Annotated in this window: 11 protein-coding genes; 3 read left to right on the top strand and 8 right to left on the bottom strand. The window is 66.2% G+C overall.

The window, feature by feature from the left end; genetic code table 11:
- The first annotated feature begins 24 nt into the window (after nucleotides 1–24).
- Together purF and J2X70_RS13055 are read left to right on the top strand one after the other, a co-directional pair.
- On the top strand, nucleotides 25–1,491 hold the full coding sequence (gene purF / locus J2X70_RS13050) for an amidophosphoribosyltransferase (RefSeq protein ID WP_025878104.1): 1,467 nt from the start codon (nucleotides 25–27) through the stop codon (nucleotides 1,489–1,491).
- Between the two features lie 10 nt (nucleotides 1,492–1,501).
- The gene (locus J2X70_RS13055; protein ID WP_309910668.1) at nucleotides 1,502–2,326 is read left to right on the top strand and encodes a ferritin-like domain-containing protein; all 825 of its coding nucleotides are present in this window, start codon (nucleotides 1,502–1,504) and stop codon (nucleotides 2,324–2,326) included.
- A gap of 85 nt (nucleotides 2,327–2,411) precedes the next feature.
- Here J2X70_RS13055 and J2X70_RS13060 read toward each other — a convergent pair whose 3' ends face one another.
- Nucleotides 2,412–3,878, bottom strand: a complete 1,467-nt coding sequence (locus tag J2X70_RS13060; RefSeq protein WP_309910672.1) for a DUF2235 domain-containing protein — start codon at nucleotides 3,876–3,878, stop codon at nucleotides 2,412–2,414.
- Between the two features lie 226 nt (nucleotides 3,879–4,104).
- On the opposite strand from J2X70_RS13060, the gene J2X70_RS13065 reads away from it, so the two are divergent.
- Nucleotides 4,105–5,358: a zinc-dependent metalloprotease gene (locus J2X70_RS13065; protein WP_309910674.1), complete on the top strand. Its 1,254-nt coding sequence runs from the start codon at nucleotides 4,105–4,107 to the stop codon at nucleotides 5,356–5,358.
- An 87-nt stretch (nucleotides 5,359–5,445) separates the two neighbouring features.
- Here J2X70_RS13065 and lpxH read toward each other — a convergent pair whose 3' ends face one another.
- From lpxH to phoR, 7 genes are all read right to left on the bottom strand, one after another.
- Nucleotides 5,446–6,192, bottom strand: coding sequence for a UDP-2,3-diacylglucosamine diphosphatase (lpxH, locus tag J2X70_RS13070; RefSeq protein ID WP_025878109.1), 747 nt, complete (start codon nucleotides 6,190–6,192; stop codon nucleotides 5,446–5,448).
- A 17-nt stretch (nucleotides 6,193–6,209) separates the two neighbouring features.
- Nucleotides 6,210–6,749: a phosphatase PAP2 family protein gene (locus J2X70_RS13075; protein WP_025878111.1), complete on the bottom strand. Its 540-nt coding sequence runs from the start codon at nucleotides 6,747–6,749 to the stop codon at nucleotides 6,210–6,212.
- Complete coding sequence (locus J2X70_RS13080) at nucleotides 6,730–7,875, bottom strand: glycosyltransferase family 1 protein (protein ID WP_032977401.1); 1,146 nt, start codon at nucleotides 7,873–7,875, stop codon at nucleotides 6,730–6,732. The genes J2X70_RS13075 and J2X70_RS13080 overlap by 20 nt, the downstream gene beginning before the upstream one ends.
- Nucleotides 7,876–8,041: 166 nt before the next feature.
- On the bottom strand, nucleotides 8,042–10,978 hold the full coding sequence (locus J2X70_RS13085; RefSeq protein WP_025878114.1) for a TonB-dependent receptor: 2,937 nt from the start codon (nucleotides 10,976–10,978) through the stop codon (nucleotides 8,042–8,044).
- Between the two features lie 315 nt (nucleotides 10,979–11,293).
- Entirely contained in the window at nucleotides 11,294–12,820 is a 1,527-nt protein-coding gene (ppx, locus tag J2X70_RS13090; protein ID WP_025878116.1) for an exopolyphosphatase, read from the bottom strand.
- Between the two features lie 767 nt (nucleotides 12,821–13,587).
- Nucleotides 13,588–15,675 (bottom strand): polyphosphate kinase 1, encoded by a 2,088-nt coding sequence (gene ppk1, locus J2X70_RS13095; protein ID WP_025878118.1) that lies wholly within the window; start codon nucleotides 15,673–15,675, stop codon nucleotides 13,588–13,590.
- 4 nt (nucleotides 15,676–15,679) lie between these two features.
- Nucleotides 15,680–17,011 (bottom strand): phosphate regulon sensor histidine kinase PhoR, encoded by a 1,332-nt coding sequence (gene phoR / locus J2X70_RS13100; protein WP_025878120.1) that lies wholly within the window; start codon nucleotides 17,009–17,011, stop codon nucleotides 15,680–15,682.
- Between the last annotated feature and the right edge of the window lie 98 nt (nucleotides 17,012–17,109).

Here is a 17,109-nt window from a genome sequence, read left to right on the forward strand (position 1 = left end):
ACAGCCCAGCGGAGACCTCGCATCATGTGTGGCATCGTCGGAATCGTCGGCAACCAGAACGTCGCCGGGCAGTTGTATGACGGCTTGACCGTCCTCCAGCATCGCGGCCAGGACGCGGCGGGCATCGCCACCGTCAACGGCAGCCGCCTGCGGGTGCAGAAGGCCACCGGCCTGGTCCGCGATGTCTTCGATGCACGCACCATGTCCACCCTGGAAGGCAGCGTCGGCATCGCCCATGTGCGCTATCCGACCGCCGGTTCGGAAGGCATGGACGAGGCACAGCCGTTCTACGTCAATTCGCCGTACGGCATCGCGCTGGCCCACAACGGCAACCTGATCAACACCGAGGACCTGCGCCAGCAGGTGTTCGAGCAGGACCGCCGCAACGTCAATACCGATTCGGACAGCGAAGTGCTGTTGAACGTGTTCGCCTACGAACTGGAACAGCAGCGCCAGCTCAGCCCGGAAGCCGCCATCCGCGCGGTTGCCGGCGTGCACCGCCGCTGCAAGGGCGGCTATGCGGTGGTGAGCGTGGTGCTGGGCCTGGGCCTGGTCGCTTTCCGCGATCCGCATGGCATCCGCCCGCTGGTGCTGGGCAAGCGCAGCCATGCCGAGGGTGACGAATACATTGTTGCCTCCGAGTCGGCCGCGCTGGACGTGCTGGGCTTCCAGCGCGTGCGCGACGTGCAGCCGGGCGAAGCACTGGTGATCACCGCGCGCGGCGAGTTGTTCTCGGAAATCTGCGCCGAGCCGGCCGAACACACGCCGTGCATCTTCGAGTACGTGTATTTCGCACGCCCCGATTCGATGATCGACAACGTGTCGGTGCACAAGGCGCGCATGCGCATGGGCATCAAGCTGGGCGAGAAGATCCTGCGCCTGCGCCCGGACCACGACATCGACACCATCATCCCGATCCCGGACACCTCGCGCGATGCCGCGCTGGAGATCTCCAACGTGCTCGGGGTGAAGTACCGCGAAGGCTTCATCAAGAACCGTTACATCGGCCGCACGTTCATCATGCCGGGCCAGGGCGAACGGGTGAAGTCGGTGCGCCGCAAGCTCAACCCGATCCACCTGGAATTCCGCAACCGCGTGGTGCTGCTGGTGGACGACTCGATCGTGCGCGGCACCACCAGCCAGCAGATCGTGCAGATGGCGCGTGACGCCGGCGCACGCAAGGTCTACCTGGCCAGCGCCGCGCCGCCGGTGCGTTACCCCAACATCTACGGCATCGACATGCCGGCCGCTGAAGAGCTGGTCGCGCACAACCGCAGCATCGAGGAAATCGAAGCGCACCTGGGCTGTGACTGGCTGATCTACCAGGACATCGAAGACATGGAAGCGGCGGTGAGCGAGGGCAATCCGGCGCTGCGCAACTTCGATTCCTCGTGCTTCAACGGCCATTACCCGACGGGCATCGAGCCGGGCTACTTCGAACGCATCCAGCAGCTGCGTTCGGACGACGCCAAGCACAAGCGCCGCGCCTGAGGTCCATGCGGTGATCGACGTGCCTGACGTCGGCGGCAATCTGCTGCGCGCCGCGCAGCAGTGCCTGGCCGAAGCCGATCCGCTGCGCAAGGTCGCACTGACCCAGGCCTACGCTGCCGCGTTCCGCGCCGGCCGCTTGAACGTACCGGCCGATGCTCCGCCGGCCGATCCGATCCGCATGCCGGGCCGGCCGCCGCAGCTGGTGATGGTGCATCCGCGTGAAGTGCCCCGGCGCGGCCTGGGCGGGGTGGAAGGGCGTGCGGCGTTCATCCATGCCATTGCCCATATCGAGCTCAATGCGATCGACCTGGCCTGGGACGCGGTGTATCGCTTCCGCGGTCTGCCAGCTGCGTTCCATGCCGACTGGGTGAGCTGCGCCGACGACGAATCGCGCCACTTCATGCTGCTGCGCGAGCGTCTGCTGGCACATCGCCATGAGTACGCCGATTTCCCTGCGCACAACGGCCTGTGGGAAATGTGCGAGAAGACTGCGCACGACGGCCTGGCGCGCATGGCGCTGGTGCCGCGCGTGCTGGAAGCGCGCGGGCTGGACGTGACGCCGGGCATGATCGACAAGCTGCGCAACGTCGGCGATGGCGAAACCGCCGACGTGCTGGAGGTGATCCTGCGCGAGGAGGTTGCACATGTTGCTGCCGGTTCGCGCTGGTTCCGCTGGTACTGCGAGCGCGCCGGCGTCGAGCCACGAGCGCGTTTCAAGGAACTGCTGGTCGAGTATGCCGGTGGCTACCTGCACGGGCCGTTCAATATCGAGGCCCGCCTGCTGGCCGGGTTCGATGCGGATGAGCTCGCCAGCCTGGTCGAACAGGCGGGTTGACCGGCGTCGGCCGGTCCACATCCACGCCATACGCGCTTGCAGTAGATCCACGCCATGCGTGGATGACGTTCACCCGTTCACCCGTTCACCCGTTCGGCAACACCACGCGTCTGCCATCCACCGTCGGCCGGTTGATGTAGAACAGCCCCGGCCCAGGGCGATACGGCAGCTCGCTGACACCGGCGTCGGCGGTGTAGGTCAGGGCGGTATCGCCCAGCGCATCGAAATTCCAGTGTGCGGACTGCATCAGGTAACGGCGGCGCAGCAACGCTTCCTGCGTCGGGGTCAACGGCTGGCCGGCAATCAGGCGGCGCGCGATCGGCTGCAGCGCGCTGGGCAGTTCCCAACCCGCCACCTTGGCCGCGTCGGTAGTCCAGGTCACGCCGGCAGCGATGGCGTGCTGCTGCATCACCTGCAGCGCAACCAGCTGGTAGCGCCAATCGATGCGCCGGTGCAGCACCACCGCAGCGGTGACGTACAGCACCGGCGACATCAGTACGCTGCGGCTGCCCGCGCGTCGCTGCTGCTGCCACTGGTGCCAGACATCGACCCACACTTCCTTCGGGTTCAACCCCAGCTGCTGCCGCCAGCGTTCGGCGTCGGCCTGTGCTTCAGCGTACGCGGTGGTCGCCTGCAGCAGTGTCAGGGGTGGTGTCTGGTAGTCCTCCACGCCAGGCCGGCGCAGTTGCTGCCGCCGCGGCCGGCTGAGCAGCTTGGGCCCTTCTTCCACCTGGTCGTAGCCACCACCGATGTTGGCGTGCACGCCGGGTAGTGCGATTTCGGGATGGGCTGGTGCCACCGTGGTCAGCGCATAGTGCTGGCGATGCTCGTCGCGCGCACTGAGCTGCAGCACGGCCTCGGCGATGCCTGCGGGCAGGGCGATGCGGGGGTGTTCGTCGGCGCGGCCGCCATTGACGGCGACCACCGTGTCGAACAGGCCGATGAAGCGCAAGATCGGCCGCGGCAGGGCGAAATCGGCGCTGCATGAAAGCCCCGCCTGCTGCAGCAGCTGCCGCCAGCGCGCGCCGTCCCATCCGCGCAGATGGTTGGCCACATCACGCGCGGAGGCCGCGCCGCGCGAGTAGCCGAACAGATCCAGCTGCACGCTGTGCAGGGGGGCGCGCCACTGCGACGCAAGAGCCGTCAGTGCCGCCGGCAGCAGCACCTGCAACGCACGCTGCACCTTCGCCTGCACGCCACTGGCGCCGATACCGAAGGCCAGGCCGATCAGGTCGTCCTCGGCATCATCGCGGGTGCCGACGCCTTCCACGTAGATCGCCAGCGAAGGTGTACTGCCGGGCGTGCGCCGGCTGTCCGGATACAACTGATGCAGGCGCGCGATGTTGGTGGCGCCGTTGTCGTAGCTGCTGGTCAACCGGCTCTGGTAGGTCGAATCATCATCGGCGCGGAGCAGGGCGGGGCGCGGTCGCGGCACCTGCCGGTGGCCCTGCGCCAGGTTGTGGGCGTTGTTGCGGGTGCCATCGAAGAACAGGCCGATCCGCAGCAGGCCCGGATCAGCCGTCGTGTCACCGCTGTGCTGCGCTGGCGCCATGTGCATCCCCTGTCGTGGCCACGTCACGGTAGCGCGAAAGCCGTGTGTTGGCGAAGTGTACTGACGCTTTTGACCTGACTGAACGCAGATGCGGTCGATCACAGATCGCGATTTCCATTCCTCTCGTCTATTGAATTCACACGCCCTGCGCAGGCCTGATTGCCGGACCCGGCACCCCGGGTCGTGCTGCATCAACGCTGTCCACTTCACTTCAAGGAGCGACAAGATGATGTCCAGATCGATAGGTAAAGCGACAGGTGGTCTGTTGTTGGGATTGTCGGTAGCGGCGGCCGCCCATGCGGCGCCGCTGTTCGAGCCGGTCACCGTGCTCAGCCGTGCATCGGCCACCAGCGAGCCGGCACTGGGGCGATTGCTGGCCACCCCGTCCACCGCCGCCGTACAGGAAGTGCGTGTCGATGCTGCCGCCACCGCGCAGACGCAGCTGGAATTCGAGCTGCTCGGGCAGAAGGTGCAGGCCGTTCGCAGCAAGGTCGAGGCGCTGCCCGATGGTGGCAGCATCTGGTACGGCCAGTTGCGCGCGCCGTCCGATCGCCTGCAGGCGGCCACGTCCAATGGCCAGGACGATCCGGGCAATTCGCTGATCCTGGTGCGCTCGGGCAATACCCTCACCGGCTCGATCCGCAAGGACGGCAAACTCTATCGTCTGCGTCCGCTGGGCAATCGCCACGTGCTGGTCGAGGTGGATGAATCGCGGATGCCGGCCGATCATCCGGCCGACTACAACCAGTTGCCGAAGATCGCCATGCCTGCCAATGATCGCCTCGGCACTGCGCAGGCCTCCTCAGGCAGCCCGGCGACCATCCGCGTGCTGGTGGTGGCAACCAACGCTGCAGTGACCGCCTACGGTGGCAACATGCAGTCGTTGGTGCAGTTGGCGGTTGCCGAATCCAACCAGGGTTACACCAACAGCAACGTAGGCCTCACCCTGCAGCTGGCCGGTTATGAAACCACCAACTACACCGAGTCCGGCAATTTCACCACCGACCTGTCGCGCTTCCGTGGCACCAGCGACGGCTACATGGACAGCATCCACACCAGCCGCAACAACACCGCCGCCGACGTCGGCGTACTGCTGATCAACAACACCAGTTACTGCGGACTGGCGTCGGGCATCGGTTCCACCGCATCGACCGCGTTTGCTGCGGTGTACTGGGATTGCGCCACCGGCTACTACTCGTTCGCCCATGAAATCGGCCACCTGCAGAGCGCACGGCACGACATCGCCAGTGATCCGAGCACGTCGCCGTATGCCTATGGCCATGGCTATCGTTATGAGCCGGCCAGCGGATCGCGCTGGCGCACGATCATGGCCTATGACTGCTCGGCCGGCTGCCCGCGGCTGAACTACTGGTCCAATCCGAACATCAGCTACAACGGCGTGCCGATGGGCATCGCCAGCAGTGCCGACAACCAGCGCGTGCTGGTCAATACCAAGGCCACCATCGCGGCCTTCCGCTGAGTCCAGGCGCCGACCAGGGTCGGCGTCTACCAGGGCGCGTGCACCTGCTCTGGTAGATGCCAACCTTGGTTGGCATCCTGCGATCCATCATGCGCGGCTGAGCGTATCCAGGGTCCAGCCGTTGGCATCCACGCGCAGCACCGAACCCTGTTCGTACCAGTCGCCCAGCACGATGCGGGTGCAGCTGCGTCCGCCGGCCTGCAGGGTGTGGATCGCCGGGCGATGGGTGTGGCCATGGATCATCGTGTCCACGCCATGGCGCACGTAAGTGGCTTCCACTTCGGCCGGGGCCACGTCGGTGACTGTCTCGAACTGCGCACGGTCGCCCTGCTTCATTTCCGACTGGCGCGCCTGGCTGGCATCACGCGCCTTCTGCGCGAAGGCGATACGCGCTTCCAGCGGCTGCGACAGGAACTGCGCCTGGAAGACCGGGTCGCGCGTCTGGGCACGGAACTGCTGGTAGGGGATGTCATCGGTGCACAGCAGGTCACCGTGCTGCAGCAGCACCGGGCGGCCGTACAGCTCGATCATGCACGGGTCCGGCAGGATGCGCAGGCCGGCGCGGCGGGCATAGTCTTCGCCCAGCAGGAAGTCACGGTTGCCGCGGATGAAGAAGACCGGCACGCCGCTGTCGGACAGTACCTTCAGCGCATCGGCCACCGCGTCGGCTGCGGCCGAGGGGGTGTCATCGCCGATCCAGGCTTCGAACAGATCGCCGAGGATGTACAGCGCATCGGCGCCAGGCGCTTCCTCGCGCAGGAAGCGCAGGAACAGGTCGGTGATGGCCGGACGGCTGGGGTCCAGATGCAGATCGGAGATGAACAGCGTGGTCATGCGGACATTCTAGGGCATCACACCGGCAACGGCAGCCAGGCCAGGCTGGCCGAGGCCAGCAGTGCAGCGATGCCGGTGGCAGCCAGAACGTCGCTTGGGTAGTGCAGGCCCAGCACTACGCGCGACAGGCCCACGCCGAAGGTGAACGGCACCAGCAGCGGCGCCAGCCAAGGATAGTAGGCCAGCGCGACGATGGTGAACGACACCGCGTGCAGGGTATGGCCGGACGGGAAACTGAACTCATCCAGCGGCGCCACCCAGGCACGGATACGCAGGTCGGCCGCGTACGGCCGTGGCCGCCGGGTCCAGCGTTTCAGACCCTTGTACAGCAGCAGCGCGGCCAGGCCGGTGGCGGCCATGTGCACTGATGCGCGCAGGCCGTCGAAGCCATCGATGAGCACCAGCGCGCCCATCAGCACATACCAGAACACGCCATCGCCGAGCCGGCTGATGATCGAAAAGACGCGCCGCACGCGGCGACGTCGGCAGTAGTGGTTGGCGCGGCGGCACAACCGGGCTTCGCGACCGGCCAGCAGCTCAAGCGGCGTGGTGCGCATGTCCGCTCCTCCGCGCGCTGGCCAGTTCCGCCAGCAGGCTTTCGAACTCCGCCACCACCTGCTGCGGGTGCAGCCGCTTCATCGCCCGTGCCGCGTTGCCGCCCAACCCGCGGCGCTGGGCATCATCGGCAGCCAGTTGCACCGCTGCCTGCACGAACTGCTCGTCGTCATCCACTGCGGCACCGTTCTCGCCGTTGCGCAGGTACTCGCGGGCCGCGCCGTAGTCGAAAGCAACCGTGGCCAGGCCGCTTGCCATGCTTTCCAGGGTCACGTTGCCGAAGGTCTCGCTGCGGCTGGGGAACAGGAACAGATCGCCACTGGCGAAGTGTCGGGCCAGGGCATCGCCGCGCTGGATGCCGCAGAAGATGAAGTCGGGATTCTCATGCGCCAGTTTCTCGCGCGCCGGGCCATCGCCGACCCAGATGAAACGCGCTTTCGGGCGCACCTGCTGCAGCTTGCGGAAGGCCTTCACCGCCAGGCCGAGGTTCTTTTCGGCGGCGATGCGGCCAACGTAGATCGCCGCCAGGCCCGTGCCATCGATACCCCATTCCTCGCGCAGCGCCGGGTCGCGGCGTGACGGGTCGAACTGCTGGCTGTCGACCGCACGGGCGAGCAGGCGCACGCGCTCGAAGCCCTGGTCGGTCAGGAATTCCTGCAGTTCGCGGGTGGGCACCAGGGTCGCGTCGGCCTGGTTGTGGAAACGGCGCATCCAGCGCATTGCCGCCGACTGCAGCCACGCCACGCCATAGTCGGGCAGGTATTCGTCGAAGCGGGTGTGGAATCCGGTAGCCACCGGAATGCCGAGGCGGCGCGCGGTGCGTAGTGCCGACCAGCCCAGCGGACCTTCGGTCGCCACGTAGACCGCATCGGGGCGCTGCTGTCGCCAGTGCCGGCCCAGCCGGATCGGTGCCGGCAGGCCGAAGCGCAGGCCAGGGTAGCGCGGCAAGGCCGCGCCCGGTACCAGCAGGGTGCCCGGCGCCGCATCCAGTGCTTCGCTGACCTGGCGCGGACGGATCAGGTCGACCTCGTGGCCAGCGGCGCGCAATCCCTGCTCCAGGCCCTGCACGGTCAGTGCGACGCCGTTGATCTCCGGCGGGTAGGTTTCGGTGACGATGGCATAGCGCATGGCGGGCCTCCGGTTTTACGCATGCTCGGGCCTGGCGATGTAGCCGACATGACCGCTTTGCGACAACGCGATGACGACCGGGCAAGGCGGTGCCTGCGCAGTTCAGTGGCACAAAAAAACCACGGCCCCGAAGGGCCGTGGTCGTGGTGTTGCGACAGCGCGTGGATCAGAAGCTCTGCTTGTACTGCATGTACACGAAGCGGCCGATGTCGAAGCTGCCCGAGTAGGAGTACACCGAGTTCGGCTTGGTGTACATCACCGGGCCGAGACGGTTGAACACGTTGTTGGCACCCACCGAGACGGTGGCGTTCCACGGCAGCTTGTAGCGCACCTGCACGTCGTTGAAGGTCACCGAACCACGTTCGTTGTAGTTGCGGGCGCCCTTGTACCAAGGCGCGTACACGCCCGGATCGGAGCACTCGTCCGGATGGTTCGGCAGGCTCAGGCACTGCTCCTTGACACCGGAGTAGTAGCGGGCGGTCCAGCTCACACCGAAGTTCTCGAAGTCCCAACCGATGGTGGCGTTGGAACGGACGCGGAAGCCGATGCCAGTATTGACCGCGATGCCGTTGGTGGTGGTCGGCACGGTGGCAACGTCATTGGACGAACGGTAGATGTTCGAGCTGACGTAGGTGGTCGACCACGAGGTGCTCAGCTTGCCGTAGTCGGTATCCAGACGGTAGCTGACGTCCATGTCGTAGCCTTCGGTCTCGGCGAAGCCCGCATTGCGGTTGCCGAACTTCAGGCCGGTGACGATGCCGGTGACCGGATCACGCGAGAAGCGCGCGCAACGCGACTCGATGTTCTGCTCGTAGCAGTCGATCAGGATCTGGTTCGAGCTGTCGGACACGATGGTGTTGTCGATGCGGATCTTCCACCAGTCCAGCGACACGTTGAAGTTGCTGATGAAGGTGGGGCTCCACACCACGCCCAGCGTGCGGCTGGTCGAGGTTTCCGGCAGCAGATCCGGGTTGGAGCCTGAGGTGAACGCCACCGGGCTGGCCGCGCTCGAACCGCTGGTCGGCCTGTTGGTGCTGTCCAGCTGGCGGTACGCATCGATGTTGGCAATGTCCTGGGCGCAGCGTGCACGCACAGCGCTGTTGGAACGGGCCGAGCCGTACACGCTGTCGCAGGGATCGCTGAAGGTCGGGAAGGTCTGCGAGCCGCCGCCGTACAGATCGTTGATGGTCGGCGAGCGGAAGCCCTCCGCCCAGGTGCCACGCACAAGCAGCTGGTCGATCGGCTTCCACTTGAAGCCGAACTTGCTGTTGAGGGTGTCGCCGAAGGTGTTGTAGTCGGAGTAGCGGGTAGCTGCGTTGAAGCTCAGCTCACGCGCGCCGGGCAGGTCGGCCAGCACCGGCACGTTCAACTCCAGGTAGGCTTCCTTCACCTTGTACGAGCCGCCGGTCGGGCCAGCGGCCAGGTTGGTGGTCGCGCCGGTCTGGGCCAAGGCATCAGGGATGAACTTGCCGTTCTCTTCGCGGTTTTCCAGGCCGAATGCGAAGCCCAGGTCGCCTGCCGGCAGGGTGAGCAGGCTGCCACTCAGGTTGGCGAACCAGTTCTTGGTCGTGGTTTCACCCGTGGCGTTCTCGGCGGGGAACAGCCAGTCCTGCAGCGCCTGGTTGCCGTCCAGGCCATACGGGTTCTGCACGCCGTAGGGAACCAGCGGGTTCCACACCATGCAGTTGGCCTTCGGAGCCGCAGCGCTGCCGCACTCGACCTTGCCGGTGGCGTTGTTGAAGTAGGACGGGCCCACTGCATCGATGACACGCTGCTTGTGCAGGTTGCCGGTGGTGTGCTGGGTCAGCTCGTTCTTGCTGTACTGATAGCCCACTTCCCAGTCGAAGTAGCGCTCGCCCAGATCGAAGGTACCTTCGAAAGCGGCGACGGCGCGGTAGGTCTTCAGCTCGCTGGTGCTTTCGCGCGGCATTTCCCAGGTGCGGCGGTTCCACGCCACCGACGTCGGCGTCGCATAGCCGTTCTTGTTGCCGAACGGGTTGAAGTAGCTGTCGATGGACATGTTGCCTGCGGCACCCGTCGCGCCCAGCGTGTTGGAAGCCAGCGGGTAACCAGCGGTGACGCGGGTCGAGGAGCGCTTGTTGTAGCCCAGCTCGGTCTTGAAGCGGACGTTGTCGGTGATGTTGGCCTGGCCGGAGAAGAACACCGAGTCGCGCTTGATCGGATAGCTCAGGTGCATCTGCTCGTTGGTGTTGCTGGTGTCGCCGGTGAACGCGGCCGGATCGGTCAGGTGGTAGTTGCCGGGCTTGGTCGGGTCGGCGCCACGGTTGAGCGAGTAGCCGCAGCCGGCCGCGACCGTACAGCCGGGACCACGCAGGCCGGTGAACTGGCCCCACTGGCTGGTCGTGGTCCAACCTTCGGTCGGGTGACGGTCGGTGTTGCTGTAACGGCTGAAGCCGCGGTCACGTGCCCAGACGGCCTTTTCCTCGGAGTGCTCCAGTGCCAGGGTGGCCGAGAAGCGGTCATTGGACCAGCCGGCAACCACGTCGACGCGGTCGCGGGCACCGTCCCCCTCGCTGAACTGGCCGTGGTAGACATTGGCGGTCACGCCGCTGACATTGCTGCGGGTGATGATGTTGACCACGCCGGCCATGGCGTCGGAACCATAGATGGCCGAGGCGCCGTCCTTCAGGATCTCCACGCGCTCGATCGCCGACACCGGCAGGACCGACAGGTCCTGGTAGCCGGAGGTGCTGATGCCCAGGCGCTTGCCGTTGATCAGTACCAGCGTGCGCTGGGTGCCCAGGCCGCGCATGTCCACGTAGGTGCCACCGGCATTCTCACCGGCGGTCAGCACGTTGGCGCGGCTGATGGTCGGGGTGCCCATCGCGGTGACGTTCTGCAGGATGTCCGAGACCGAGCTGAAGCCCTGGCGCTCGATGTCCATCCGGCTCAGCGCCAGCACCGGCTGGGCGGTTTCAACGTCGACCTGGCGGATACGCGAACCGGTGATCTCGATGCGGTCCAGGTTGGTCGGCGAGGCAGTGCTGCCGCTCTGTGCGAAAGCCGGCAGGGCGGCCAGGGTGGCAGTGGTTGCCAGGGCGTAGCGGATGGCCTGCCCCAGTGCGGTGGTGCGTGAAGTCATGACGAGCTCTCTCTCTCGGGTCGTGCAAAGGACGCCAAAGTGGGCGTCGAAGGAATCGACAGGTCCAGGACCGAGCCGATGACCCGATAGTAGTCTCGTTGGTTAATGCCATGTAAAGAGCGTATGTCGGTTTGTGTCGCTACACATCGCGTGTTTTCACAAAACATGAACAAAAGCAGGAATTTACGCGAAGACGCGGCAGGCACGGCCACCGCCAACTGCTGCGTTGCAGCAGGAATTGGCGGTCGATTGCGCGAACTGTAACGAAATGTAATCGGGCGCCGGTCAGCGATCGGACGGCGTCCCGTCGCCTGCTCAGACCACGAACGGACGGAACTGGATGCCGAGTCCAGCGATGCCCTCGGTCTCGCCGATCAGGTCGGCGCGCAGCAGCGGGCGCGCATCGATGAAGTCCTGCGGCACGATCAGCGACAGGCGGCTGTCGTCGGCAGTCAGTTCCAGCACCGGCAGCGGTGCGTCCTCATGCGCGCGGTTGAGCAGGACCGCCAGGCGCAGCAGGGCAGCCAGGCGCCGTGCGGTCAGCAGCAGGCGTTCGGGAATGGCATCGAAGGCGGTCTTGCTGATGCCGCGGCGGTGATTGCGCACCAGCGTCGCCAGCATCTGCTGTTCCTGCCGCGAGAAGCCGGCGATGTCCGAGTTTTCCAGCACGTAGCTGCCATGCACGTGGTAACCGCTGTGGGCGATCATCAACCCCAGCTCATGCAGGCGTGCGGCCCAGCCGAGCATGCGTGCGTCATCGGCATCCAGCTTCCAGCGCTCCTGCACCTGCTCCAGCAACGACAGCGCGGTGTCCTGCACGCGGCCGGCCTGCACCGTATCGATGCCATAGCGATGGGTGAGGGCGGCCACCGATTCATCGCGCGGGTCGTTGTCGCCGGCACGGCCGAGGATGTCATAGAGGATGCCCTCGCGCATCGCGGCCTTGCTGACCAGCAGCTTCTGCAGGCCCAGCGCCTGGAAGGCGGCCTCCAGCACCAGGATGCCGCCGGCGATGATCGGGCGGCGATCGCTGGACAGGCCAGGCAGCACGATGTCGTCGATCTTCTTGGCCTTCAACAGCTCATCGCGGAGCTGCGGCAACGCCTCGGCGGTGATCGCACCCTTGCTCAGCTTCATCGTCGCGCAGATTTCGCTGATGGCCTTGTGGGTACCAGACGACCCCAGTGCTTCCTGCCAGCCCAGCGCGCGGTATTTGCTGGCGAAAGGCTGGAACTCCCGGCCAATCTCGGCCAGTGCGTCCTTCCAGCGCTTCTTGCTGAGTTTGCCGCCCGGGAAGAAGCGACGGGTGCTGGCGATGCAACCAGCCTGCAGGCTCTCGCGCTCCAGGGTCTGCATGCCCTTGCCAATGATGAACTCGGTCGAGCCGCCGCCGATGTCGATCACCAGGCGATGCTGGTCGGGCTTGGGCGGTTGCGCATGGGCCACGCCCAGGTAGATCAGGCGCGCTTCCTCGCGGCCACTGACCACTTCGATGGCGTGCCCGAGCGCGGTTTCGGCCGGCATCAGGAACGCCTGCGGCGAGCGCAGCTGGCGCACGGTGTTGGTGGCCAGTGCACGCACGCGATGCGGCGGGACGTTGCGGATGCGCTGGCCGAAGCGGGCCAGGCACTCCAGCGCGCGCTGTCGCGCTGCTGCGGAGAGTCCGCCCTTGCCGTCCAGGCCGTCGGCCATGCGCACGGTTTCGCGCAGGCGGTCGATCACCCGCAGCTGGCCAAGCGTGTAACGCGCGATGACCATGTGGAAACTATTGGAGCCAAGGTCGATGGCGGCCAGCAGGTCGCCATCCTGCAATGCGGGCGGAGTCGTGGTGGTATGCGGCATGGGCGAATGTTAGCCGAAGGGGCGGTGAACTCGTCACCGCGCGGCCTTCACATTTTGGAGGGGGAGTGCGGCAGGGCTGCGCCCTGCACCCGCTGAAGCGGTAGTGCCGGCCGCAGGCCGGCAACCTCAACGTAACAGCAACAGCAACGGCAACAGCTGGCTTCCTGTGGGATGGCGGGGTGGGTCCGGTTGCGGGGGACGCCGTAAACCCCGCTCCGCGGTCCGGCCCAGCCGCTGGCGGCTGTGCGTTCGGGCGCTTGCGAAGCAGTGCTTCGCAAGCAAAGCGCCCTCACCCATGGGGGCTTGACCGCAGCATCCATGCCGCGGACACCCCCGCAACCGGACCCACCCCGCCTTTGACAGTTTTTCGCGATCTGTCGGAATGGCATGGCCTGCGCATGGTGGGTGTCGACCTTGGTCAACACGGTGGATCCACGCCATGCGTGGATGAATCCAAACGTGCCAACCGAGGTTGGCATCTATCGGATCAAAGGGCCTGCATATGTCGACCTTTGACAGGTTCACGCGGCTGTTGGTGGATGTCGACCTTGGTCGACACGGTAGATCCACGCCATGCGTGGATGAATCCAAACGTGCCAACCGAGGTTGGCATCTACCGGATCAAAGGGCCTGCATATGTCGACCTTCGACAGGTTCACGCGGCTGTTGGTAGGTGTCGACCTTGGTCGACACGGTAGATCCACGCCATGCGTGGATGAATCCAGACGTGCCAACCAAGGTTGGCACCTACCTGGCCACCTACCGGGTCAGAGGCCCTGCATCAATGCCATCTGCGCCGAATGCGGGGCTTCGTCGTGGGCCGGTGCGCGCTTGTGGTAGATGCCTTCGGCATCCAGCTCCCAGGCGTTGAGGTTGTCGTCCAGGTAGTTCTGCAGCACTTCGCGGTACACCCGCTTGGCCAGCGCCGGGTCGAGGATCGGGAAGCAGGTTTCCACCCGGCGCAGCAGGTTGCGTTCCAGCCAGTCGGCGCTGGCGCAGTACAGCTCCGGTGCGCCGTCGTTGCCGAACCAGTAGACCCGGCTGTGTTCCAGGAAACGGCCGACGATCGAGCGCACGCGGATGTTGTCCGACACGCCCGGTACGCCCGGGCGCAGCGTGCAGGCGCCACGGATGATCAGGTCGATCTGCACACCCGCCTGCGAGGCGGCGTACAGCGCACGGATCACCTGCGCTTCGTTGAGGGCGTTCATCTTGGCGATGATCCGCGCCGGTCGCCCGGCGGCGGCGATGCGCGTCTCGCGCTCGATCCTCGCCAGGATCCCGGTGTGCAGGGTGAAGGGCGACTGCAGCAGGCGCTTGAGCTTCATCTTCGACGCCAGCCCGGACAGCTGCTGGAACAGCAGGTGCACGTCGTTGCCGATGTCCGCATCGGCGGTGATCAGGCTCAGGTCGGTGTACGCGCGCGCGGTACCGCTGTGGTAGTTGCCGGTGCCCAGGTGCACGTAGCGGCGCAGCTTGCGGCCTTCGCGGCGCACGATCAGCAGCATCTTGGCGTGGGTCTTGTAGCCGACCACGCCGTACACCACCTGCACGCCGGCTTCCTGCAGCCGATCGGCCAGGCCCAGGTTGGCCTCTTCATCGAAGCGCGCGCGCAGCTCGACCACCACGGTCACGTCCTTGCCGGCGCGTGCTGCCTGGATCAGTGCATCGACGATCAATGAGTCCTTGCCGGTGCGGTACAGGGTCTGCTTGATCGCCAGCACGTTCGGATCGAGCGCGGCCTGGCGGATCAGGTCGAGCACCGCCGCGAACGCGTCGAAGGGGTGGTGCAGCAGCAGGTCCTGGCGGGCCACGGTCTCGAAGATGCCGTCGCTGTCGCGCAGGGTGCGCGGGGTCATCGGCGGATACTTCAGGTCCGGCTGGGCGATCAGGTCGTACAGCTGGATGATGCGGTTGAGGTTGACCGGTCCGTCGATGCGGTACACCGCGTTCTCGGTCAGGCCGAAGTTCTGCAGCAGGGTACGTACGATGTCGCGCGGCATGTCGTGGGCGATCTCCAGCCGCACTGCAGGCCGGTAGCCGCGGTCCACCAGCTCATCGCGCAGGGCCAGCGCCAGGTTTTCCACTTCCTCTTCATCCACCACCAGCTCGGAGTTGCGGGTGACACGGAACTGATAGGCGCCCAGCACTTCCAGCCCCGGGAACAGCTCATCCACGAAGGTGGACAGCACCGAGGACAGGAACACGAAATTCTGCGGGCCTCCGAGTTTTTCCGGCAACTGGATGATCCGCGGCAGCGAACGCGGTGCGCGCACGATGGCCAGGTGGCCGCTGCGGCCGAACGCATCGGTGCCCTTCAGCACCACCACGATGTTCAGCGACTTGTTGAGGATCTTCGGGAACGGATGCACCGGATCCAGGCCCAGCGGCGACAGCACCGGCATGATCTCGTTGCGGAAATAGGCACGCAGCCAGCGCTTCTGGCGATGGGTCCAGGAGTTGCGGCCGAGCACGCCGATGCCGGCCTCCATCAGCGCCGGGCGCAGCGTCTGGTTCCAGCAGCGGTACTGCTGGTCCACCAGCTCGGCGGCGCGCTCGTGGATGGCATTGAGAATGGCCTGCGGGCTCATGCCGTCCGGCGCCGGCGGCAGGCCGAACTCCTGTGCATGACGGACCGCAGCGGCGCGGATCTCGAAGAATTCATCCAGGTTGGTGCAGGAGATGCACATGAAGCGCAGGCGCTCCAGCAGCGGCACCTGCGGATCCATCGCCTGCGCCAGCACGCGGAAGTTGAAATCCAGCTGCGACAGTTCGCGGTTGATGTACAGCGCCGGGTCGCGCAACGGATCGCTGTCCGTGCTCACGGGGAGGGGGAGGGATCCGAGGCTGCTCATGGCGTCATTCTTCGAAGGAGGTCAGGGGGGCGGACTCACGCGGTCGCACGTGGTCGGCATCGAAATGGCAGGCGAACACCGAGCCCTTGCCGACCTCGCTGTCGATTTCAAGGCGTGCGTGGTGCAGACCGAGAATGTGCTTGACGATCGACAGGCCCAGGCCGGTGCCGCCGCTTTCGCGCGAGCGGCTGCTGGAGACGCGGTAGAAGCGTTCGGTCAGGCGCGGCAGGTGGGTGGCCGGAATGCCGTAGCCGGTATCGCGTACCGCCAGCACCACGCCGTCGCCCTCGCGGCGGAACTCCACCGCGATGCGGCCACCGGCCGGGGTGTAGCGCACCGCGTTGGTGACCAGGTTGGAGAACGCGCTGTGCAGTTCCTTGGTCGAGCCCTGCAGGTCCACGCCGGCCAGGTCGTCGATGCTGATCTGGTGCCGGCCCTGGCTGTGCGCTTCGGCTTCGCGGCGCAGGGTGGCCAGCATGGGCTGCATGGCCACCGTCTCGGCCTCGCTGTGTTCCTGCGATTCCAGCCGCGACAGGGTCAGCAGGTCCTCCACCAGCTGGGCCATGCGCTGGCTCTGCTTGCGCATTTCCTCCAGCATCGGTCCGGTTCCCGGGAAGTCCTCCGGGTCCATCATGTCCAGGTAGCCGTGGACCACGGTGAGCGGGGTGCGCAGCTCATGTGAAACGTTGGCCACGAAGTCGCGGCGTACCTGTTCCAGGCGCAGCAGCTTGCTGACGTCACGGGCGATCAACAGCCAGTAGTCGGACGAATAGGGAATCAGGCGCAGGTTCAGGCGGATCGCAGGATCGACCGGCGAGGGCACGTCCAGGATCGGTTCGGCATTGCGGCCACCGGCCAGCCAGTGGGCCAGCGGCATCGGCTGCAGGCGTTCGACCAAGGCCTCACCCAAGTCGCCCGGATGATGCAGGCCGAGCAGGGCCGTGGCCGCTTCGTTGAACCACTGCACGCGCTGGCTGTTGCGGTCCAGCACCACCACGGCGTCGGGCAGCGCGGCCGCTGCAGCGCGATAGCTGCGCAGCATGTCCAGCAGTCGCCGCTTGCGTACGCGCATCTCGACCTGGTTGCGGTACAGCAGGCGGTCCAGCTCGTTCCAGACGCCGGTGCCTTCGGCGGCGGTGTCCCAGCGCTGGCGCGCGGTCAGCCGGCGCAGCACGCGGCGCAGCCGCCAGTAGTGCCAGACCAGCGTCGCCAGTGCCGCCAGCGCGATGCACAGCCACAGGTGGCCAGTGAACCAACCGACCAGACCGGCCAACAGCAACACGGTGGCCACGGTGGCCAGTGTCTTCAACCAGGCAGAGCGGATGTGGCGGGGCATTGCGGTCTCGTCGTGGGTTGCGGCGGTTCACGCAGGTGAACCGGAAGTTATAGCAGAGTTGCCGACGCCGGCACCGTGGGGTGCACGGCGCCGGCACG

The organism is Stenotrophomonas sp. 1337, assembly GCF_031455455.1.
Taxonomy (GTDB): Bacteria; Pseudomonadota; Gammaproteobacteria; order Xanthomonadales; family Xanthomonadaceae; genus Stenotrophomonas; species Stenotrophomonas indicatrix.